Origin of the sequence: Cognaticolwellia aestuarii (genome assembly GCF_002000025.1) — a bacterium.
Taxonomy (GTDB): domain Bacteria; phylum Pseudomonadota; class Gammaproteobacteria; order Enterobacterales; family Alteromonadaceae; genus Cognaticolwellia; species Cognaticolwellia aestuarii.
In genome coordinates, this window is the sequence record NZ_MUZV01000001.1 from 543,106 (window position 1) to 564,072 (window position 20,967).

The 20,967-nt window shown below is 38.5% G+C and carries 17 protein-coding genes and 1 riboswitch; of the genes, 6 read left to right on the plus strand and 11 right to left on the minus strand.

All coding sequences use genetic code 11. The features are described from left to right. Nucleotides 1-74: 74 nt before the first annotated feature. The 3 genes from B0169_RS02415 to ilvG form a co-directional block, all read right to left on the minus strand. Nucleotides 75-1,001 carry a branched-chain amino acid transaminase gene (locus tag B0169_RS02415; RefSeq protein ID WP_077284316.1) on the minus strand — a complete coding sequence of 309 codons (927 nt, stop codon included), beginning with the start codon at nt 999-1,001 and terminating at the stop codon, nt 75-77. A 104-nt stretch (nt 1,002-1,105) separates the two neighbouring features. Continuing rightward, entirely contained in the window at nt 1,106-1,363 is a 258-nt protein-coding gene (gene ilvM, locus B0169_RS02420) for an acetolactate synthase 2 small subunit (RefSeq protein WP_077284318.1), read from the minus strand. Then, nucleotides 1,364-3,028 carry an acetolactate synthase 2 catalytic subunit gene (gene ilvG, locus B0169_RS02425; RefSeq protein ID WP_077284320.1) on the minus strand — a complete coding sequence of 555 codons (1,665 nt, stop codon included), beginning with the start codon at nt 3,026-3,028 and terminating at the stop codon, nt 1,364-1,366. Nucleotides 3,029-3,532: 504 nt separating this feature from the next. Between ilvG and B0169_RS02430 the strand changes: the two genes are divergently transcribed. Beyond that, nucleotides 3,533-5,053, plus strand: coding sequence for a YifB family Mg chelatase-like AAA ATPase (locus tag B0169_RS02430; RefSeq protein WP_077284322.1), 1,521 nt, complete (start codon nt 3,533-3,535; stop codon nt 5,051-5,053). 10 nt (nt 5,054-5,063) lie between these two features. On the opposite strand, the gene ilvY is transcribed toward B0169_RS02430, so the two are convergent. Next, the gene (gene ilvY / locus B0169_RS02435; protein WP_077284324.1) at nt 5,064-5,936 is read right to left on the minus strand and encodes an HTH-type transcriptional activator IlvY; all 873 of its coding nucleotides are present in this window, start codon (nt 5,934-5,936) and stop codon (nt 5,064-5,066) included. Nucleotides 5,937-6,108: 172 nt separating this feature from the next. Here ilvY and ilvC point away from each other — a divergent pair, with 172 nt between their 5' ends. Together ilvC and ppnP are read left to right on the plus strand one after the other, a co-directional pair. Beyond that, nucleotides 6,109-7,593 (plus strand): ketol-acid reductoisomerase, encoded by a 1,485-nt coding sequence (gene ilvC, locus B0169_RS02440; RefSeq protein ID WP_077284326.1) that lies wholly within the window; start codon nt 6,109-6,111, stop codon nt 7,591-7,593. A 170-nt stretch (nt 7,594-7,763) separates the two neighbouring features. After that, nucleotides 7,764-8,081 carry a pyrimidine/purine nucleoside phosphorylase gene (gene ppnP, locus B0169_RS02445; protein ID WP_077284328.1) on the plus strand — a complete coding sequence of 106 codons (318 nt, stop codon included), beginning with the start codon at nt 7,764-7,766 and terminating at the stop codon, nt 8,079-8,081. A gap of 15 nt (nt 8,082-8,096) precedes the next feature. Here ppnP and B0169_RS02450 read toward each other — a convergent pair whose 3' ends face one another. The 3 genes from B0169_RS02450 to proB are packed head-to-tail and all read right to left on the minus strand — an operon-like array spanning nt 8,097 to nt 12,369. Then, entirely contained in the window at nt 8,097-9,947 is a 1,851-nt protein-coding gene (locus B0169_RS02450; protein ID WP_077284330.1) for a GGDEF domain-containing protein, read from the minus strand. 43 nt (nt 9,948-9,990) lie between these two features. Then, nucleotides 9,991-11,238 (minus strand): glutamate-5-semialdehyde dehydrogenase, encoded by a 1,248-nt coding sequence (locus B0169_RS02455; RefSeq protein WP_077284332.1) that lies wholly within the window; start codon nt 11,236-11,238, stop codon nt 9,991-9,993. Nucleotides 11,239-11,256: 18 nt separating this feature from the next. Beyond that, nucleotides 11,257-12,369 carry a glutamate 5-kinase gene (gene proB / locus B0169_RS02460; protein ID WP_077284539.1) on the minus strand — a complete coding sequence of 371 codons (1,113 nt, stop codon included), beginning with the start codon at nt 12,367-12,369 and terminating at the stop codon, nt 11,257-11,259. A gap of 442 nt (nt 12,370-12,811) precedes the next feature. Here proB and B0169_RS02465 point away from each other — a divergent pair, with 442 nt between their 5' ends. Then, nucleotides 12,812-13,717 carry an acyltransferase gene (locus B0169_RS02465; RefSeq protein ID WP_077284333.1) on the plus strand — a complete coding sequence of 302 codons (906 nt, stop codon included), beginning with the start codon at nt 12,812-12,814 and terminating at the stop codon, nt 13,715-13,717. Beyond that, on the plus strand, nt 13,717-14,982 hold the full coding sequence (locus tag B0169_RS02470) for a mechanosensitive ion channel family protein (protein ID WP_077284335.1): 1,266 nt from the start codon (nt 13,717-13,719) through the stop codon (nt 14,980-14,982). The genes B0169_RS02465 and B0169_RS02470 overlap by 1 nt, the downstream gene beginning before the upstream one ends. Here the strand turns inward: B0169_RS02470 and tesB are convergent. Further along, nucleotides 14,966-15,823 (minus strand): acyl-CoA thioesterase II, encoded by an 858-nt coding sequence (gene tesB / locus B0169_RS02475; RefSeq protein WP_077284337.1) that lies wholly within the window; start codon nt 15,821-15,823, stop codon nt 14,966-14,968. The genes B0169_RS02470 and tesB overlap by 17 nt on opposite strands. A gap of 250 nt (nt 15,824-16,073) precedes the next feature. Here tesB and B0169_RS02480 point away from each other — a divergent pair, with 250 nt between their 5' ends. Continuing rightward, nucleotides 16,074-16,328 (plus strand): hypothetical protein, encoded by a 255-nt coding sequence (locus tag B0169_RS02480; RefSeq protein ID WP_077284339.1) that lies wholly within the window; start codon nt 16,074-16,076, stop codon nt 16,326-16,328. Nucleotides 16,329-16,389: 61 nt separating this feature from the next. Here the strand turns inward: B0169_RS02480 and B0169_RS02485 are convergent, their stop codons facing one another. From B0169_RS02485 to B0169_RS02495, 3 genes are all read right to left on the minus strand, one after another. Continuing rightward, complete coding sequence (locus tag B0169_RS02485; protein WP_077284340.1) at nt 16,390-16,860, minus strand: hypothetical protein; 471 nt, start codon at nt 16,858-16,860, stop codon at nt 16,390-16,392. A gap of 27 nt (nt 16,861-16,887) precedes the next feature. Continuing rightward, the gene (locus B0169_RS02490; protein WP_077284342.1) at nt 16,888-18,720 is read right to left on the minus strand and encodes a tetratricopeptide repeat protein; all 1,833 of its coding nucleotides are present in this window, start codon (nt 18,718-18,720) and stop codon (nt 16,888-16,890) included. A gap of 134 nt (nt 18,721-18,854) precedes the next feature. Next, nucleotides 18,855-18,937: riboswitch (cyclic di-GMP riboswitch) on the plus strand. Between the two features lie 85 nt (nt 18,938-19,022). Continuing rightward, nucleotides 19,023-20,804 carry a DUF885 domain-containing protein gene (locus B0169_RS02495; RefSeq protein ID WP_077284344.1) on the minus strand — a complete coding sequence of 594 codons (1,782 nt, stop codon included), beginning with the start codon at nt 20,802-20,804 and terminating at the stop codon, nt 19,023-19,025. Between the last annotated feature and the right edge of the window lie 163 nt (nt 20,805-20,967).

Genomic DNA, 20,967 nt, shown 5'->3' on the forward strand with positions numbered 1-20,967 from the left:
GATAGGTTATATTAGCCAGCTATGTAGAACACATAGCTGGCTATAAATTAGCGAGCGCTAATTCTAATCGAATATTATTCTACGCTGTCTAACCAGTTTTCAGGCACTTCGGTACTACCATCAAAAATACCAAAAAAGGCGCTTTGAATCGCTTCAGTAATCGGGCCACGAGAACCATTACCTACAGCAATACCATCTACCGATTTCACTGGCACAACTTCAGTGGCGGTACCACACATGAAAAACTCATCGGCTAGGTATAAAGATTCACGAGAAATCGGCTCTTCGCGTACTTCATAACCTAACTGCTTAGCAAGGAAAAATACGGTATCACGAGTTAAACCTTGCAATATAGATGCGGTCCCTGGAGGGGTATAAAGCACACCATTGCGAATTAAAAATAAATTTTGCCCTGCACCCTCACTGACCATATTATTAATATCTAAAGCAACACCTTCAGCATAACCATGACGAGCAGCTTCAGTAGAAATTAATTGTGAAGATAAGTAGTTACCACCAGCTTTTGCTGCCGTTGGCATAGTGTTCGGTGCCAGTCGATTCCAGCTTGATACACCCACTTCAACACCATTCTCAATAGCATCAGCACCTAAATAAGCTTCCCAACTAAACGCGGCGATCATCACATCAGCTACGGCATCAATAGGTGGACGAAGCCCCATACCAATGTCGCCTAAAAAGGCTAATGGACGAAGGTAAGCTGATTTTAAATTGTTTTTTACTACGGCATCTTTACACGCTTGAACCACTTCTGCTTCGGTAAAAGGAATGTTCATACGGTATATTTTTGCTGATTCGAATAAACGTTTAATATGCTCTTCTAAACGAAAAATACAGGTACCTTTATGCGTATTATATGCACGAATACCTTCAAATACTGAAGAACCGTAATGCAACGCATGACTCATAACATGTACTGTAGCATTCTGCCACGGCATGAGTTCACCATTAAACCAAATTAGTTCTGCATTAACTTTAGCCATTTCTTATTCCTAATTTTTATTTTATATCAAATAGATAGCGCTAAATTAAAGCGCATTTTCTGCTTTGAGTTTTGTTACTTGTTGTCGAGGGTTATAATCCAGCATTATGCTATAGACTGCTGTGATGCACTATTGTCTACCTTGACTTCTTTGATGTCGATCAGTTTATTAATTTGATCGACCAAAAGTTCAATCGAGCGCTCACTTCTCACCATCAATTCAATCGTGCCAACATTGGTACCGGTATTTACTTTGGCATTGATACCGCTGATAAGAAAACCTCGATATCGAGTAACCTGCAAAATACGTTCAAGTACCACCTGTTTATCATCCGCCTTTATGGTTAATTGATAGTTCTTCATTTATGTACTCTCCATCATTTTATCATTCGCGGTGTTAGGTGGTACTAATGGCCAAACATTATCTTGTGCATCAATTTTTATTTGTAGCAAGTAAGGCCCATCATGTTCTAGCATTTCTTCAATTGCGGCAGTTACTTGCGATTTTTTTGTGATTGATTTTGCTTTGATATCAAAGGCATTAGCTAACATGACAAAATCAGGATTATCAGCTAAATCTGTTTCACTTAATCGACCATTAAAGAATAAATCTTGCCACTGTCTCACCATGCCCAATTTAGCATTATCAATAAGTACAATTTTAACTGGCAACTGGAAACGTTTAATGGTGGAAAGCTCTTGCACGTTCATCATAAATGAACCATCCCCCGAAACGGCAATAATACAATCTGTTGGACGGCTCACTTGTGCCCCAACAGCTGCCGGCACCCCAAATCCCATGGTACCCATACCGCCACTGGTTAAAAAATTACTCGGATCGTCAAATAGCATATGTTGTGCCGCCCACATTTGGTGCTGGCCCACATCAGTAGTAACACAAGTATTTTCTGGCATATTATCACTGATTTCTTTTAACACCGCGGGGGCAAAAATTGACTCTCCAGGGTGGTTATAATCCCATGAAAAATCCGTTTTCATCATTTGACATTTTTCTTGCCAATGAATGATAGATAATGGAATAGCTAATGCAGGTAAATTTACCTTTAAATCACCAAGAATCGCAGCGTCAGCGACACGACGTTTATTAATTTCTGCGGTATCAATATCAAAATGAATAACTTTAGCGTTAGGCGCAAATTCATTTAACTTACCGGTTACTCGGTCATCAAAACGTGCCCCAACAGCAATTAATAAATCACATTCTTGTACCGCTAAATTAGCCGCTTTAGTACCGTGCATGCCTAACATGCCTAAATAATTTTCATCTGTGGGATCAATAGTACCTAAACCTTTCAGAGTAGAAACACTCGGCACTCCTGTAGTTTTAGCAAAAGCCCTCAATTCATCAATGGCATTTGCCATACCAACACCACCACCCACGTATAAAATAGGCTGTTTAGTTTGACTCAATAGTGCAATAGCACTACCAACATTAGCAGGAGGTAGCTTTACTTTGTTTTTTAAATTAACTAAATGATCTAAACAGCCATTAACTTCTGCCAACTGAATATCTTTAGGAATATCAACAAGAACAGGACCCTGTCTACCTTCAAGTGCAATAGCAAAAGCTTGATGCAACACGGCTGCTAAATCATTAATGTCAGTCACTTGAAAAGAATGCTTAGTACAAGCAAGCGACAAACCAAAAATATCAATTTCTTGAAAAGCATCAGAGCCCATGGCTGCGGTGGCCACTTGCCCCGTGATAGCAACAACAGGAATTGAATCTGCTAAAGCATCGGCAAGGCCTGTAATTAAATTTGTTGCACCAGGGCCTGAGGTCGCTAAACAGACCCCAACTTTACCTGATGCTCGAGCGTAACCTACCGCTGAAAATGCAGCTCCTTGTTCATGCCGGCACAGAAAGTGTTCAACATTACTATCGTATAGCGCATCGTAGATTGGCATTATTGCGCCACCTGGGTAGCCAAAAACATGCTCAACGCCATGCTGCTCTAACACATTAAATAATAAGCCGCCGCCAGTTAATTTTTTTTCAGTTGTCATGTTTATGTTTACTTTTAAACCATAAATTATGCATTAGCTATTCATTCTCACTAATTTATATTTTTTATAGCTTTTAAGTACTCTCCCAAAAGTAGTCATGCCAATGTGCTTGACGAAATTTATAGTTTATATAACAACAAACCCCCCGGTCCTTGCGGAGCGGGGGGTTTGTTGTTATAAGATTTTTTACTTTTCTTTAGTTCAACAAATACCCCGCGATGATTTAATAATCACCACGACGAGAATGTTAATAATCACTGAACTATTTTTTTGCATATTAATCTATATTTTCTGTAATTTTATTGATTTTAGTTTTGCCGTTTCCAGCCTATTTAAATTAGTACCATAGCTCTAATAACAAGCGCAAGTGTTTTTACACTAATTTTGAAATTAAGCTGTCTCTATGATTAATTTCTATCGTTTTTGCCGGTTTATTTTTTCGCAAAAAAAATATTAATTAACTACACTTACGTAAAGTATTAGTGAAAGTAAAAATGGATTTTTATGACCTTAGCCTGTGTTTTTAGTAGAGCGCGTGTTGGCCTCGAATCTCCGTTAGTCACGGTTGAGGTGCACTTAGCCAATGGCTTGCCGGCATTCAATATTGTTGGCTTACCGGAAACATCTGTTCGAGAAGCCAAAGATCGTGTGCGCAGCGCCATTATCAACTGTGGCTACGAATTTCCTGCTAAACGTATCACAGTAAATTTAGCACCCGCCGATTTACCCAAGGAGGGTGGGCGTTTCGATCTACCTATCGCTTTAGGTATTCTTGCCGCGGCTCAACAACTTCCAGAAGCAGATTTAAAAAACTATGAGTTTGCCGGTGAACTAGCATTATCAGGCGAGCTGCGCGCTATTATTGGTGAAATACCCATGGCAATGGCTTGTCAAAAAAGTGGTAGAACGTTAGTGATACCCAGTGAAAATGCCGAGCAAGCAAGCTGGGTTCAAAATGTAAAAATATTAAGCCTTTCACACCTGAGTCAACTATTTCCTCATTTCCTCAAGCAAAAAACTTTACCACTTGTCGAGACCAAAACGCTACAAGCCTACAATACGAAAAGTGAACATGATATTGCAGATGTTGTCGGTCAACCGCTAGCGAAACGAGCATTAGAAATTGCGGCAAGCGGTGGGCATAACTTATTATTTATTGGTCCTCCTGGCACAGGAAAAACTATGTTGGCAAGTCGATTGCCGGGTATTTTACCAGCAATGACTGAACAAGAAGCCTTATCAAGTGCCGCTATCCAGTCTATTTGCCATAAAAATATCAGTCCAGAATCATGGTTAACAAGACCATTTCGCGCACCACATCATACCGCGTCATCAGCGGCACTAGTCGGCGGTGGCAGTCACCCTCAGCCCGGTGAAATTTCATTAGCCCATAATGGCGTACTGTTTCTAGACGAGCTGCCTGAGTTTGAACGCAAGGTACTAGATGTTTTGCGCGAACCCATGGAGTCGGGTGAGGTCACCATATCGCGCGCTCTGCTCAAACAAACGTTCCCGGCACAATTTCAACTTGTCGCCGCAATGAACCCAAGTCCAACCGGCTTTTACAATGACAAACGTAGCACACCAGAACAGGTTTTACGTTACCTGAACAGACTGTCAGGTCCGTTTTTAGATCGTATCGATATTCAAATCGAAGTCACCCGGCTACCGCGGGGTATGTGGGCAAATGAAACGGAGAAAGGAGAATCTAGTCATACCATTCAAAAAAGAGTAAGCGACTGTTATCAAAAACAAATAAAACGTCAAGGTAAGGTAAACGCACAATTAGGTAGCGCCGAAGTAAGAAATTACTGCCAACTTGACTCTGAAGATAATGAGTTTTTAGAATTGGCCATTGAAAAGCTCAACCTATCCACAAGAGCACATCACAAAATTTTAAAAATCTCCAGAACCCTTGCCGATATGGAGTCAGTCGAGCATATAGAACGAAAACATCTCATTGAAGCACTTTCCTATCGTGCTATGGATAGAATACTGCGACATTTAACAGATGCTATTGCATAATAAATAAACTTTAAATACTAGCAAAGAAAGCTTTAATTAATGGCTGCTCTTTACTTTGATTTAAACAACAAACTCCCAGATCAAAAGGCGCTATTTCACCAACATCTGCTAAGTATTGTACGCGATCTTTTACCGGACTATTTTCAACTACAACCTGTGGCACAATCCCAACACCGCATCCCAAAGCCACCATGCTAACCAAAGCCTCATGACCTGAAACCGTTGCGTAAATATTGGCTTTACCTTGCTGCTTCTTACGATACCAGTATTCGAAACGCTTACGCGCAGGACCATGTTCAGGCAAAATAATCGGAATTTCCGACCAAGAAAAATCTTGCTGAATTTGCTGCTGAACACGACAGACCATAGTTGGAGCAATAACGGATAAGGGTATTTTTGCTAAATGCTCAAAGGTAAAAATACGTGATAATTGCTCGGGCTTGGCGGCAATAGCAAAATCTACCGCCTGTTTTTCTACTTGCTCGAGTGCGTCAGCGGCATCGCCTGTCGTTAGCATAATTTCGACTAGCGGATGCTGCTGCCGAAAACGTTCTAACAGTGGCGGCAAGTGGCTATAAGCTGCTGTAACTGAACAATAAATATGTAATTTACCTTGTAACTCTGCTTGTTTTTGATTCAATGAGAGTTGTAATAATTGCCACTGTTCCAGTTGTTGCTCTGCAAATTGATAAAACTGCTTTCCTGCCTCACTCAAGACTACAGTACGATTATCTCGATGTAATAAAGCGCTACCTACCTCATGTTCTAAGCGCTGAATAACTCGACTGAGTGTTGAAGGGCTAACATGATGAAGTTCAGCGGTTTTTCCAAAATGCAGAGATTTTGATAAATCGACAAACATACGCAAAGACTTAAGTTCCAAATTTATTCCTTAACTACCACATTTAACCGAAACTGTATTGCATATTATGCAACACTACAATGCAAATATATCATTTTAAGCAAGGTAATATTTCAGCTATGATGTTTACAAGCTCAAAAATTGATAAATTTATAAAGGTTTCTTGGTGAAAAACCAAGTACAGGAGATTAAAATGGCTAACTATTTCAATACTTTAAGTTTGCGTGAAAAATTGGCGCAATTAGGCAAATGTCGCTTTATGCAACGAGAAGAGTTCAGTGACGGTTGTAATTTTATTAAAGATTGGAATATTGTCATTGTCGGTTGTGGTGCTCAAGGTCTCAACCAAGGTTTAAACATGCGCGATTCTGGTTTGAATATCTCTTATGCTTTACGTGATGCAGCCATTGCTGAAAAACGTCAATCATATCAATGGGCAACAGAAAATGGTTTTACTGTAGGTAATTATCAAGAACTAATTCCTCAAGCAGATTTAGTATTAAACCTTACTCCGGACAAGCAGCATACCTCGGCGGTTAACGCTGTTATGCCACTTATGAAACAAGGGGCAACATTGTCTTATTCGCACGGTTTCAATATTGTTGAAGAAGGCATGCAAATTCGTCCTGATATCACCGTTGTCATGGTAGCGCCTAAATGTCCGGGCACTGAAGTACGTGAAGAATATAAACGTGGTTTTGGCGTACCAACACTGATTGCAGTACATCCTGAAAATGACCCTCAAGGTAATGGTTTAGCCATTGCTAAAGCCTACGCATCAGCTACTGGCGGCGATCGCGCAGGTGTTTTAGAGTCTTCGTTTATTGCTGAAGTAAAATCAGATCTAATGGGTGAACAAACCATTCTTTGTGGCATGTTACAAACCGCAGCGGTATTGGGACATAAACAATTAATTGCCCAAGGTATGGACGCTGCATACGCACGTAAATTATTGCAATACGGCATTGAAACTACCACCGAAGGCTTAAAGCATGGCGGTATTACTAATATGATGGATAGGCTATCAAACCCTGCAAAAATTAAAGCATTTGATATGTCTGAAGAGCTAAAAGTTATTTTACGCCCATTATTCGAAAAGCATATGGACGATATTATTGAAGGTCACTTCTCTGCAACCATGATGGAAGATTGGGCCAACGACGATGAAAACCTACTTAAATGGCGCGCAGAAACAGCTAAAACATCATTTGAATTAGCCGCAGATTGTTCAACAGAAATCAGCGAGCAGGAATATTACGACAAAGGTATATTTATTGTGGCCATGATTAAAGCAGGCGTAGAGCTAGCTTTTGAATCTATGGTTGCTGCAGGGATCATTGAAGAATCTGCTTATTATGAGTCGCTGCATGAAACACCGTTAATCGCTAACTGTATCGCGCGTAATAAGCTATATGAAATGAACGTAGTAATTTCCGATACCGCCGAATATGGTAATTATTTATTCACTCATGCGGCAGTACCTTTACTGACGGAATACGCCAATAACTTAACATTAGAACAATTAGGTGAAGGCATATCAGCAAGTGATAACGGTGTTGATAATGTCCGTTTAATTGCGGTTAATGAAGCCATCCGTAATCATACAGTAGAAGTTGTAGGCAAGAAATTACGGGGTTATATGACCGATATGAAACGTATTGTAGAAGCCAGTAGTTAATTTTTAATGCACTCAGTTATAGCAAGCACTCAGTTATAGCAAGCCCGCAGCAAGCAGTGATTTATTGCCTTAAGTGAGATCCGCTTTAAGTGGCGTGCTATTAAGCATTCTTAGCGGTGTTGAGTTTGATACCAACACCGCTTTTATTTGTCCGAAAATAGGAAGAAATAATGTCCGAACTTAACCATGTCAGTATCACGAAGATGGCAAATATTTACTTTGATGGTCAAGTGACCAGTAGAAAAGTAACATTTTCCGATGGCTCAATAAAAACCTTAGGTATTATGATGCCCGGTGAATACACATTTTCAACAACTGAAGAAGAGTTGATGGAAATTCAGCAAGGTAATGTCAGCGTATTATTACCTGATAGTAACACTTGGCAAACATTTACTGCCAATCAAGCATTTGGAGTTCCAGCTAATTCATCCTTTAAAATCAAGGTTATTACTTTAGCCGACTACTGTTGTTCATATATTACTCAGTAAATAGAGCAAAATAAACTATCCGTTTTGACAAACCACCACATTACGACCTAAACCTTTCGCTTCATACAGCATAGTATCGGCCTCTGCAATGGCCGAAGCTAAATTTTCAAAGCCTTCAGCGCTTACTACACCAATACTAATGCTAACTGAAAAATCAATAAAGAATGCTTTAGCATTTTCCTCAACTTTAACTCTTATTTCTTCAGCAAGCGCTTTTGCTGAATTAATCGACAAACCTTTAGCCATAATAATAAATTCATCGCCGCCCAAACGGCCAAACTCGCATTCTTTAGTTAAGCAACTTTGTGTTTGATTAACAATAAAGTTGATAACTTGATCACCAACATGATGCCCTTGGCCGTCATTAACTAGCTTAAAATTGTCAATGTCGAAAAGTAATACAGCTAAACATTCTGATTTAACCTTTGCTTGTTTGAATAACAAGTCACCTTTTTCTAGAATATAGCGTCGATTAGCAATTCCTGTTAATACATCGGTACACGCTAGTTTTTTAAATTTACGTCTATTTCTAAGTAAATACCTGATAAGCATCATCATCAAAATTAACGCAACAACACTAAAAGCCAGAAGCTGCCATGTACGCTCTTGTACTACTTGCTGATTGATCAATTGCAGCTGTTGAATTTTAATTTTTTGGTTTAATAACTTTTTATCTAACGCATTAGTATTTTGACGATTCAACAAGGTGTTCACATGCATAGTATGCTTTAAAAATAAGCGCCGTTCGGTTATTTCATGATCTAGCTGTAATAAAAACTGATCTCGACTTTGAGCATAATCACCATTAGCGTATGCTACTGTCGCTAGTACCCCTGCATCTTTAATTACGTAATCAGGAAAAAATTGCTTTAACTCTGTATACATTAACCGAACTTTCTCAGTTTGGTTATTTCTTAAATAGAGCAAAATTAGCTGTTGATAACTTTGCTTTATAAAAAATATCTCTTGCGTATATTTGCGAAGCTGCAGCGATTTTTCAAAATAATTTATCGCTTTTGTCCAATGCTTATTTGCATTGGCTACTAAGCCAGCATTGTAATTCGCAAAAAAAATAAAATCTTCAAAAGCAGGTTGTTGCTTAGCCAACTGAAACATTTCATCAACGTGTTGTTGTGCTTGTGATAGTTCTAGACGCTCTATCGATGTTGCCACCAGACCATGTAACATATTAAACATGTCTTGGTAGTCATTCACACTGGCCCATTGCTCATAAGCAGTAGAGAGATATTCATTGGCTTGGTCATAAAGCTGATGATTACGATAAAGGTTACCTGAGGCGTTATAGATCATCCCAAGAGTGTTAGCAGGCAGCTGATTTTCTTGTGCTAAAGCTAAAGCATCGTCGAGTAAAGCAAGGCCTTCTGACAATTGCATTTTTTTCTCTTTGAAACAAAAGGCATATTGTACTAATGCTCTAATTTTTACATCAACATCAATAATCCCCTTTGACACCGCTACCGCTAATTTTCGGTCAGGGCAATAAGACTCCACTTCAAAGTTAATGAGGTAATTTACATAGGAACGTTCAAGTAAGCTTTTTACCAGCATGGTACGTGTTGCATCAGTGGCTGCTGATAACATATCAATTGATTTGCTAAAGGCATTTAACGCAGAGTTTAGCTGCTTATTTTCCTCAAACACCATACCAAGCTCGTGCTGATACTTTGCTTGCTCTAGTATCGAAGCTGTGGAAAAATCTGCTTTTATCGACTGTAAATATCGTAATTTTTCTGTGCTAGATAATGTTGTTAAGCGCTGCTCAACTGTCGACATTGTTTGACTAAATACATTAGATGAATAATACAGACAAATAAAATTCAGTAATATTACAAATATAAACCTCATCGCCTATCACCTATAATTTATAATTTATACAAAAATATAACTGTTAATCTCTAATTTGGCCATCCCCAAACACGACGAACTTTTCAGTAGTTAGCGCTGTGAGTCCCATTGGACCAAAAGCATGCAATTTACTTGTAGAAATACCAATTTCTGAACCTAATCCTAGTTGACCACCATCAGAAAAGCGTGAAGAAGCATTAACCATTACCACAGAAGAGTTAATACTACGGATAAAACACTGACTCCGCGTAATATCTTGTGTAACAATAACTTCGGTATGATCTGAACTATACATTTGAATATGCGAGATCGCTTGCGTAAAACTATCAACAACTTTTATCGCTATTTCTTGGGCCAAATATTCCGCATGATAATCTGCATTAGTTGCCAACACAGCACCAGGAAAGTAAGTTAAGCTTTGCTGACAAGCATGCACCTTTACTTGTGCGGGTTTTAACGCAAGCACAATTTTCGGCAATAACTCAGCCGCAATATCACCATGTACTAAAACGGTTTCTAATGAGTTGCAGGCACTCGGACGTTGCGTTTTACCATTAACAAGAATATTAATGGCTTTCGTAAAGTCAGCATATTTATCAATAAATAAATGACAAACCCCTTTAAAGTGCTGAATAACAGGGATTTGGCTATGCTCTGTAACATAACTAATTAAGCCTTCGCCGCCACGAGGTATCACTAAATCGATACTCTCACGTTGCTTTAATAGCAATTCAATAACGCTACGGCTAGTATCTGGAATAACAGTAATACAGTTTTTATCAATATTAGCTTGCTCTAGCACTTGGTGTAGGCATGCCGCCAAAGCGATATTACTATGAATGGCTTCGGAGCCGCCGCGTAGAATAACAGCATTGCCCGATTTCAAGCATAACGCGGCCGACTCAGCGGTTACATTGGGCCGTGCCTCATAAATCATCGCAATAACACCTAATGGAATACGCATTTTTCCAACTTGTATACCGTTAGGTCGTAACGCCATATTATTAATATGGCCAATCGGATCATCTAAACGAACAATCTCACGAATAGCATTAGCAATTTCATTAACGCCTTGCTCTGTGAGCTTAAGCCTATCAAGCATCGCAGGTGCTAAACCTTTCGTTTGACCAGCGTTAACATCTTTGACATTTTCGCTGATAATCGCCGCACAATTGTCGACAATAGCATCCGCCATTTGCAGCAGTAAGCTATTTTTTTCAGCACTGGTTAACTGTGCTACGGTTAAGGCGGCCTGCTTGGCTAGTGCTGCACTTTTTGCAATATCAAACATATTTTTCACTCTACACTATTAGTTTCTAATGTTAGTTAACAGAACCATATCATCACGATGAATAACCACTTTACTTGGGCAGCACCCCAGCACAGTAGAGATCTCATCACTTTTCTTACCTTGAATACGCTTTAAGTCACGATAATTGTATTGGCTAATACCTTTAGCGATACATTGCTGACTTTTACTATCGAAAACATCAATACAATCACCCACTTTAAAATTGCCACTAACCGCTGAGATACCTGATGGCAGCAGTGACGCACCTTGCTCGGTTAATGCCCTAACAGCCCCCAAATCTAACATCACCTTACCATTACTTTTTAAGGTGTGTTTTAACCAATGCTTACGCGCTCGTGTAGCTCCTTGTTGTGCAATAAAGTGGGTGCCGGGATTATCTCCTGATAAAAGCTGTTCAAACACTTCACCACGACTACCATTTAAAATATAGGTTTCGATACCATTTTCTACCGCTTTTTCAGCCGCTTGAATTTTTGTTTTCATGCCACCTGTAGCAATGTGATTATTAGTCGCGCCAGCCAAGGCGTAAACAGAGTCATCTATTTTTGCTATTTCAGGAATTAACTTAGCTTGCGGATTTATACGTGGGTCTTGTTCAAACACACCATCGACATCACTTAAAATAAATAAGCTATCAGCTTCACTCACTAATGCAACTAATGCCGCTAGGTTATCATTGTCGCCAACCTTTAATTCTTCAGTCGCTACCGTATCATTTTCATTAACAATGGGAATAACGCCATTTTCTAACAATATTCTTAAGGTGTTTTTAATATTGATGTAGCGTTGACGGTCTTTTAAGTCGCCATGTGTGATCAACAATTGGCTGCATGGTACATCAAAAAAGCGTTGCCAATTTGCCATCATTTGCATCTGACCAACCGAAGCCATCGCTTGTTTTGTCGGGATTGAGGGGTTAGGTGAACCGTGCGTAATCAAGCTTCTGCCAGCCGCAACACTACCAGAGGAGACCAAAATAATTTCTTTACCTGCTTGCTGACATTGAGTAATAAAGCGGGCAATAGCGAGTAGGTATTTACCGCTACAACCTTTAGCATCAGGAGATACTAAAGCACTGCCAACCTTTATTACTGCACGATTAAATTTCATCATAACTCATCCTCTTTAATATCTGCTTAGCTTGCCTTGAAAAGTGGTTGCTTTGCAATCACCTTTTGCACTTAATATAGACTTGTTTGCTATTTTCTACTGCTTAATAGCATTAGCACCACCAAGTCATTATTTTGCTAAGCTGAATTTTCAATTTGTTGCATTATAATCCTAAGCAATAAATTAATGGTGCGTTTTTATCCAATACAATATATCGTTCGCATGCACCAATTTATAAGCTCAATAAGGATAAATTAAGTAAAAGCTGGCAACTCAATTAGTGTTTTTGTGACTTTCATCACAATTAATAACGCCACCAACAATAAGCACATTCTCAGCTTGAGGTAATACTACTGAAATTTTTATCGATTTTTACTGAAAAAAAAGCGAAAAAACATTAATATCCTTCTCAGCATTTGTCTTAATTGATTTTTGGTTTTATATGTTAAATTTTTTACCTAGCGCCATTACTGGCAGCCTTTCATTTTTACTCTATATTATTAACACGCTGTTTTGGCTTGTACCGATATTGGTGTTTTCATTATGTAAAGCCTTAGTGCCTTGGGCTTTATGGCAAAAGTTTTTTAGTTATTTATTGGATCAAATGGCCAGTAATTGGGTGCTATTAAACACCTTTAATCAAAAACTGTTCACCAAAACTAAAATGAATGTCACAGGTTTAGAAAAATTAAAAATGAAAGACTGGTATTTGGTCATTAGTAACCACCAAAGCTGGGTTGATATTCTTGTATTACAAAGAATTTTGCATGGTCAAATCCCATTTTTAAAATTCTTTCTGAAAAAAGAACTCATCTATGTACCTTTCTTAGGGTTAGCTTGGTGGGCGCTCGACTTTCCTTTTATGAAACGCTACAGCCAACCTTTTTTAAAGAAAAATCCACACCTCAAAGGTAAAGACATAGAAACAACCAAAAAAGCCTGTGAAAAGTTCAAACACAAGCCCGTCAGTGTCATGAACTTCATTGAAGGAACACGCTTTACCAACCAAAAACACCAAAAGCAGAATTCGCCATTTAACAGGCTATTAAAACCAAAAGCTGGCGGCATTGGCTTTGTCTTACAAGCAATGAAAGGTAATCTAAGTAAGGTCGTTAATGTCACCATTTATTATCCTGAGGGCATACCTACTTTTTTTGATTTTTTATCAGGCAAAGTTAAACAGGTGAATATTGCGATTGAAACACAAGATATTGATGATTCGCTTAAAGGTGATTACGTTAATGATCGCGCTTATAAGATACAGTTTCAAAAGTGGGTTAATCAATTATGGCTTGATAAAGACAAAAAAATGCTTCAGCTTGAAGAGCAAGCCAAAAAGGAAATGTAATGCAAGCTATCATCAGCTCTTGGTTAACTGAACAAGGAATTCATGCATCATACATAGCACTATGTGCTGATGTTATTGGCTTTGCACTTATTTTAGTATTATGCAGTATCAGCTTTTACATTGCGAAAAACTACGTACTGTTACTGATCCATAAAGTTATAGTGGCATCAAAAAATACCTGGGATGATCTGTTATTTGATCATCAAGTATTTTCGCGGATTTCGCTGTTGGTACCTTTCGTTTTACTCTTGCTACTCAGTCCCTTGCTATTAGCTCAAGATGCTTTACTTGCTAAGGTATTAATAGTAATTGCTAAAATCGGCCTTTGTTTTCAAATTGCTCGCAGCGTTAGCTCGGTACTTAACGTGATTAATAGCCTTTATCGGCAAACAGCAAGCGAACGTTATTTGCCCTTAAACTCAACCTTACAAGTGATTAAACTTGCGGTGTATTTAGTCGCTAGCATACTAGCGGTATCACTAGTACTCGATCGCTCTCCCCTTTATTTATTAAGTGGTTTAGGTGCACTGACGGCGGTATTAATATTAGTTTTTCAAGATACGATTAAAGGTTTAGTTGCCAGTATACAAATTTCGGCGAACAAAATGGTCGCTCCTGGCGATTGGATTGAGTTACCGAAATATGGTGCGGATGGCGACGTGATTGAAATTGGCTTAAATACTGTCAAGGTAAAAAATTTCGATAATACCGTTACAACGGTACCGACATATGCCTTAACTAGTGGCTCATTTAAAAACTGGCGTGGCATGCTTAATTCTGGCGGTCGACGAATTAAGCGCGCTATTGTTATTGATGTCCGTAGTATTAAATTTTATAACCAAAAGCAGCTTGAGGAACTGAAGTCTGTGCAACTTATCAGTGACTACCTAGCAAAGAAGCAAGCTGAAATTAAACAAGAAACCGCTCAAGCTATTAGCAATAGTCCGTTAACAGCTGCAACTATAAATACTCGACAGTTAACCAATATTGGTACTTTTAGAGCTTATATTAATGCTTATTTAAAGCAGCATCGACATGTTCATCATCAGATGACTTGCATGGTAAGACAACTTCCAGCTACTGAAGTTGGCTTACCGCTAGAGTTATATTTTTTCAGCAATGATCAAAACTGGGTGAACTACGAAGCTATCCAAGCCGATATTTTTGATCACCTCTATGCTGCTGCACCGCTGTTTGATTTAAGAGTTTTTCAACATCCAAGTGGCCATGATTGGCAAAGCTCAAAAGTTAACGCTGACGCATAACTCCTTCCTGCATAGTTGAGGCAACCAGCAAGCCATCACGGTTAAATATTTGACCTCTTACTAAACCTCTGCCGCCACTAGCTGACGGGCTATCAATGCTATAGAGCAACCATTCATCTAAACGAAATGGGCGATGAAACCACATTGAGTGATCTATCGTTGCCAATTGAAAGTTTGGTTGCCAATAACTGACACCATGTGGAAACAGCGCGGTTGGCAAAAACGAGAAATCAGAGGTATAAGCAAGCAAGTAGGTATGAATGCGAAGGTCATCCGGCAGGCTGCCATTTGCCTTAATCCACATATAACACTTAGCCTCTGTTTTTTCAGGGTTGAGCCAATTATATTGCTTTACAGCCCTAGTCTCTATCGGCTTCTCAGAAAGAAACTTTCCGCGAATTGTTTCTGGAATAGCGGCTTGGTTTTCAAAAATAAAATCAGTATATGATTGTAAATCTTCAGGTCCTGGCACCGAAGGCATTGTATCTTGATGATCAAAGCCTTGTTCTTGTTGTTGAAAAGAAGCTGTCATATAGAAAATAGCTTGGCCATTTTGAATTGCATTAACACGCCGAGTATTAAAGCTACGACCATCACGAATATTTTCGACTTGATATACCACAGGTTTACTGGCATCACCGGGTCGTAAAAAATAAGAATGTAAAGAATGCACATTATGCGTTACTGCAACAGTTTCTTGTGCAGCAGATAGCGCTTGGCCCATTACTTGACCACCAAATAAAGCTTTAAAACCTAAATCTTGGCTTTCGCCACGATAAATGCCTTGCTCAATTCGTTCTAATTTTAATAACGCGGAAAGATCGTCTAATACCTGGCTCATACAAACATTTACTCTAATTAACCATGATTCAATAAAAAAGATTATAACGTGCTATAACACTAAAAATAAGGTTATAAATATTAAAACTGTTGATACAAAAAATAATCACTACAAAGTAGCTTGCATTTTCAAGTGGCTTGGGTATATATGCATAAAATACAATTTTATATGTTGATCTTAACAAAAATCTAATATAAATTCCCATAAGTGACTTAGATCACGTTACACAACACTTTATAAAGAGGCCATTGTGCACGCAGTTCTTGACCGAGAAGTCTTACTAGAAAGACGTCAGTATTCACCTGAGCAATCAAGCTTATGGGATAAATTATCGTTGGCACAGAAATTTGCCACCAGTAGCTTAACTCAATTTGGTTATGATCTTACGTTCATTCGTAGTAGCAAGTCAGGCAATATCGCGGTTTTGTTGTGTGATAATAATGCCGCAACAATTTCTAATGATGGTGAAATAGACACTTCTCCCAATATCACTATTAGACCGTAACTTAGCACTTAACTAATGTGATAAAACCGCCAAAAGGCGGTTTTTTTTATTGCTTATCTCTCTATTTAGCTAATAGCAATGCTTCGACAAGCATAATAAAACCATTAATATTATTACTCGACCAAGCTCGCTTTATTTCTTTGTTTGACTGGTTAATATAATTACTCAGCACCTTATAAGTGCCTTTTTGATGACCTTCATATACTTTTTTAATTGATGTCTGTAATTTACCTTTTGCTCGAACACTGTCGTTAAAAATAGTCGCGTAATTATTAATCATTGGCGCAATAATATCATGCATTTCAGTTTTATCATCCGAGGCGGACCGCAACGCAATAAAGCGCTGCTTAACAATTTCCTCATTACGCTGAGCAATAATAGCCATCATATCAACATAGGCTTTATTCTCTTTTTTTGTTGCTGATATATCTCTTTTCATCAAAATAATTTCACGTTGCAAGTTTTCGGCCTTAAAGAAAAAGTAAATACTCACTGCAACAAACATTGCGATAATAGCTAAAACAAAAATCATGATTTTACCTGGGGTTAAATAGTTTAATTACTTAGTTTTAGTGCCTTCACTCAAGCGTGAAAGAAAAACATAAGGGTCAATATCTTGAATATTAGGTGCATCGATCGAAAACCTTACTTTAACTGAATAATCACCTAAGTTGGCAAAAAATCTGGTTTTTATCGCCTGTTTTACATTATTAAACTTAGTTAGCGCTTGCTCTGGGGTTTGATGAGGGCATAAAAATAAATATTCCCCTGCACTTATAACCCCAGCATAGTCTTCTTCGTCAATGTATTCATTAACAATAATAGCGAGTGCCTTACTGACATCAGTTAAGGTTTTAGCATTAAAATGAAAACTGAGCTCTTGCCAATTTTCAACCACTAAATAAGCAACTGAAATATTGTACTGATACTTTCTGGCTATTTTATATTGCTGTTGATACCAACGTTTGGTTTGAATCGGTTGTGCTAAGCGATTTTTAGGTAACTCTATCTCATCATAGCCATTGTTAAAGCGTTGATGATGCAGCTTAAAACGATAGAATACTGCAAAAAATAAACTGCAACTTAACGCCACAGCCAGTAAAGTTATAAGCACTTGTTGGTGATGATATTTATCAGTAAAAGTCAGACTTAACTGACTTTTTTCTGCCAAATCCAAGGCTAACTTCTTGGTTTTACTTTGCGTTATTTTTGCGCTATTCGCTAAAGAGTTTTTGATATTAACGTTCGAATAGAAGCCTTGATATAACTGCAAATAACGCTCCTGCGCTTTAATAGCTAATTCAAATTGCTTTTCTGTACGGTAGTAATCAGTTAGTAACAGAAATAGCTCGATTTGTTGCGGTGATAAAACTAATGTTTCAGCTAAAGACTGCGCTAAAAGTAGCACTTTATTGGCTTGAGTATGCTGGTTTAATGCATACATAACTTTCACTAAACTAATTTGCATCGACAACTTAACCGGCGATAAATTATATTGATTAAACACCAACTGAGCATTGAGCAAGCGCTCTTTTGCTTGAGCGTACTTTTGCTGCTGATACAAAACCTGCCCTAAACCGAGCTCTGCCAAAGCCACCCTAACCACTAGTTCATCCTGCTTAGCAAATTGCAGTGATTGCCAAAAAGCATTATAAGCATCATCATAGCGCTGTAATTGATAATAGCTATTGGCTATTAAGTGATAGGTTCTTGCAACCCCTTGAGTTATTGACATGTCATTACGTAGCTTTAGTACGTGATTAAGTAGCTCAACAGCATTTTCATATTCTGCTAAATTAAAATGTGCCTCAGCAATAATTTCTAATAAGGTTATTTGATCGACATTTTTTTCGTTCTGACTTAGTAAGTATTCAACCTTATCTAGCTCGGTAACCGCTAAAGCATAATTAGCACTCAATGAATAAGCCACCACTGAGTAGGCTAATGCCTGCAGGTGATAATTCATATCATTCGATTGTTCAGCCAACCAAGCCGCTTTTTCAGCAGTATTCCTTAACTGAACATATTTGCCTTGAGCATAGTAGCCACGGGCAATTTTTAACAACAAGTCAAGTTGTAGCGTAACATCAACCTGCTCTGTTTCATTACCATACTGTGCAAACTGTAGTGCAGAAACTAAATTTCCACGATTAAAGGCAACATCAGATAACAGCGAAAAAGCCGTCGCTACGGTATTCGGGCTATATTTTTTTCGGTTGCTAACGACTACTTGTGCCGCATTAACAACTTCTTGCGAAATTAGCGTGGCTTTATCTTGTAAGTAGAGCTCATTAAGTAACTGACGGTAATTTTCAGTAATGTTACTCGACTCTGCTTCACCAGTATTGCTGAGGAAAAAACTGAGGACAACAGCTAACAGTATTTGCTTCATTGAGCATTTTTTTCCATGTAGTCAGTGAATAAGCTGGTCTGGGCTAAAACAATCGTATTTGATTTCATTTGGTATATTTTAAAAGTGGTTTACAAACACAATGCATTACTTATAATCGTTGTTGAGCCATTAAGGCTCAACAAGGGCAAAACCAGTGAAAACTGGCGACGCAAAGTTACCGATCTAAGGGGCAACCTATGATAGCGGAACTGCAAAATTTAGATATAGTGGGGGCTTATCTTAATTGCACAGTTCGCCGTCATAATCTCGGTATTCTTTGCGCGCTTTCCTTTGTTCATAACCTAATTACTGTCTTGTAAACTTCGCTGTTCTGCTTTCTTATCGGCAATATATTCATTCATCAAAACTTCAAGCATCGATAACGGCATCGAACCATTTTTTAAAACTTGGTCATGAAAGTCTCTTAAATCAAAGCTTTCAGCAAGTTCTTGTTCAGCCATTTTACGTAGCCTTTTGATAGTAAGCTCACCCATTTTATAAGATAACGCTTGTCCCGGCCAAGAAATATAGCGATCTATTTCAGTTTTAACATTGTGTAATGATAGCGCCGTATTATCAGCTAAAAAGCGCATTGCTCGCTCTCGGCTCCAGCCCTTAGCATGCATCCCCGTATCAACAACTAACCGACAGGCACGCCACATTTCATAAGTTAATCGGCCAAAGTTACTATAAGGGCTTTGATAAAAGCCTGCTTCTAACCCCAAATATTCAGCGTACAGCCCCCAACCTTCACCAAACGCTGAAATATAGGTACTATTTCTGAATTTTGGCACATTTTTCATTTCTCGCGCAATTGAGCCTTGTAAATGATGACCGGGAACAGCCTCATGTAAGGTTAACGCTTCTAATACATATAAAGGCCGGCGATCTAAGCGATAAGTATTAACCCAGTAATTGCCTGCTTGATCGTCTCGTGATGGTCCTGAATATCGTCCGGTAGTGTACTTAGGGGCAATGTTAGCAGGAACCTCAATTACACCATAAGGTGTTCTCGGTAAGGTTTTAAAAAAACGAGGTAACTGCGCGTCCATTTTTTTGGCGATGAAGGAAGCCTCTTTAAGTAGGCCTTCAGGGCTTGTCGCGTAAAATTGCTCATCGGTGCGTAAAAAATTAACAAAATCAGCAAAACTTCCAGAGAAGTCTAGTTGCTGGATAATATTATCCATCTCGCGCCTGATACGCTTTACCTCTGCGACACCGGTCTGATGCGCTTCATCAACAGAAATGGCTAACGTCGTATAATGCTGTAAGCGGTTAAGATAATATTCTTCGCCATTAGGCAATGAACTGGCAGCGATCTGAGTTCTAGCATTAGGCTGGTAACGTTGCACCATATAATCATAATATCGCTGATAACTTGGCATAACCGATTGTAAAATAATACTTTCTGCTTTTGCTCTTAAGCTTAATTTATCTTCTTTTGTGAAATGGCTTGGCATGGTCACAAACGGTTGATAATACGTACTTGAAGTCACATCTTGCTTGATAAAAGCTTTAATCGACCCTTCAAAGCCTTCTAAAACAACTTTAGGTTGTGTGATACCGGCTTCAATCCCTTTATTCATCCAGAACATTTGCTGAGAAAAGTACTCAGGAAGCGCTGAAAGCCTTGCTAAATAATCCTCATAGTCTTGTACCGTTTTAAAACTCACTTGGCGATTAATTCGGCTGATCCAAACATGAAACCCTGACTCAGCCGTCAACGGCATGTAATGCTCATGATTGGTATAATTATCTAACTGATTTTTAATGGTATATGACAAAACAGAGTGGTTTATCGCCTCGGCTCTTGTCAACCCCTCTGCTGCTATTTGTGTCAAACGTTGATAAATTGCCAGTAACAATTGATGTTGTTTTTCTAAGTTCTTTGGCGATAAGTCAGGTAGTTGACTATTAGTTTTGCCGGGAATATCTTGATTGAATGGGCTTTGATGATCTTTAAAGTGTTGATAATCTTTAATAACCTGCCCAAGGTCATGATTCACTACTTCGACCTGAGACTGAGGTGATTGACAAGCTATCAAAAAAAATAAAACAAACAACGTAGTTGAAAATACTTTCATCAGTAAATCTCAAGTTTAAATAGGGCACAAAGTAGCCCGATACCATAACAAAACCAATATATTTATAAAGTAATTGTTTTCTTTTACACAACATTTCCATTTTTTATTAACTTTATTGTTATTTAAAATTACGTTTGTTCTGGTACTTTTTAAAAAATTACTA

Excerpts from the sequence above, each read along its gene's own strand:
- proB (WP_077284539.1), bottom strand. The coding sequence starts at position 12,369 with ATGAAATTTAATCGTGCAGTAATAAAGGTTGGCAGTGCTTTAGTATCT.
- ppnP (WP_077284328.1), top strand. The coding sequence starts at position 7,764 with ATGTCCGAACTTAACCATGTCAGTATCACGAAGATGGCAAATATTTAC.
- ilvC (WP_077284326.1), top strand. The coding sequence starts at position 6,109 with ATGGCTAACTATTTCAATACTTTAAGTTTGCGTGAAAAATTGGCGCAA.
- ilvM (WP_077284318.1), bottom strand. The coding sequence starts at position 1,363 with ATGAAGAACTATCAATTAACCATAAAGGCGGATGATAAACAGGTGGTA.
- B0169_RS02455 (WP_077284332.1), bottom strand. The coding sequence starts at position 11,238 with ATGTTTGATATTGCAAAAAGTGCAGCACTAGCCAAGCAGGCCGCCTTA.
- tesB (WP_077284337.1), bottom strand. The coding sequence starts at position 15,823 with ATGAGCCAGGTATTAGACGATCTTTCCGCGTTATTAAAATTAGAACGA.
- B0169_RS02430 (WP_077284322.1), top strand. The coding sequence starts at position 3,533 with ATGACCTTAGCCTGTGTTTTTAGTAGAGCGCGTGTTGGCCTCGAATCT.
- ilvG (WP_077284320.1), bottom strand. The coding sequence starts at position 3,028 with ATGACAACTGAAAAAAAATTAACTGGCGGCGGCTTATTATTTAATGTG.
- B0169_RS02465 (WP_077284333.1), top strand. The coding sequence starts at position 12,812 with ATGTTAAATTTTTTACCTAGCGCCATTACTGGCAGCCTTTCATTTTTA.
- B0169_RS02470 (WP_077284335.1), top strand. The coding sequence starts at position 13,717 with ATGCAAGCTATCATCAGCTCTTGGTTAACTGAACAAGGAATTCATGCA.
- B0169_RS02495 (WP_077284344.1), bottom strand. The coding sequence starts at position 20,804 with ATGAAAGTATTTTCAACTACGTTGTTTGTTTTATTTTTTTTGATAGCT.
- B0169_RS02415 (WP_077284316.1), bottom strand. The coding sequence starts at position 1,001 with ATGGCTAAAGTTAATGCAGAACTAATTTGGTTTAATGGTGAACTCATG.
- B0169_RS02485 (WP_077284340.1), bottom strand. The coding sequence starts at position 16,860 with ATGATTTTTGTTTTAGCTATTATCGCAATGTTTGTTGCAGTGAGTATT.
- B0169_RS02490 (WP_077284342.1), bottom strand. The coding sequence starts at position 18,720 with ATGAAGCAAATACTGTTAGCTGTTGTCCTCAGTTTTTTCCTCAGCAAT.
- B0169_RS02450 (WP_077284330.1), bottom strand. The coding sequence starts at position 9,947 with ATGAGGTTTATATTTGTAATATTACTGAATTTTATTTGTCTGTATTAT.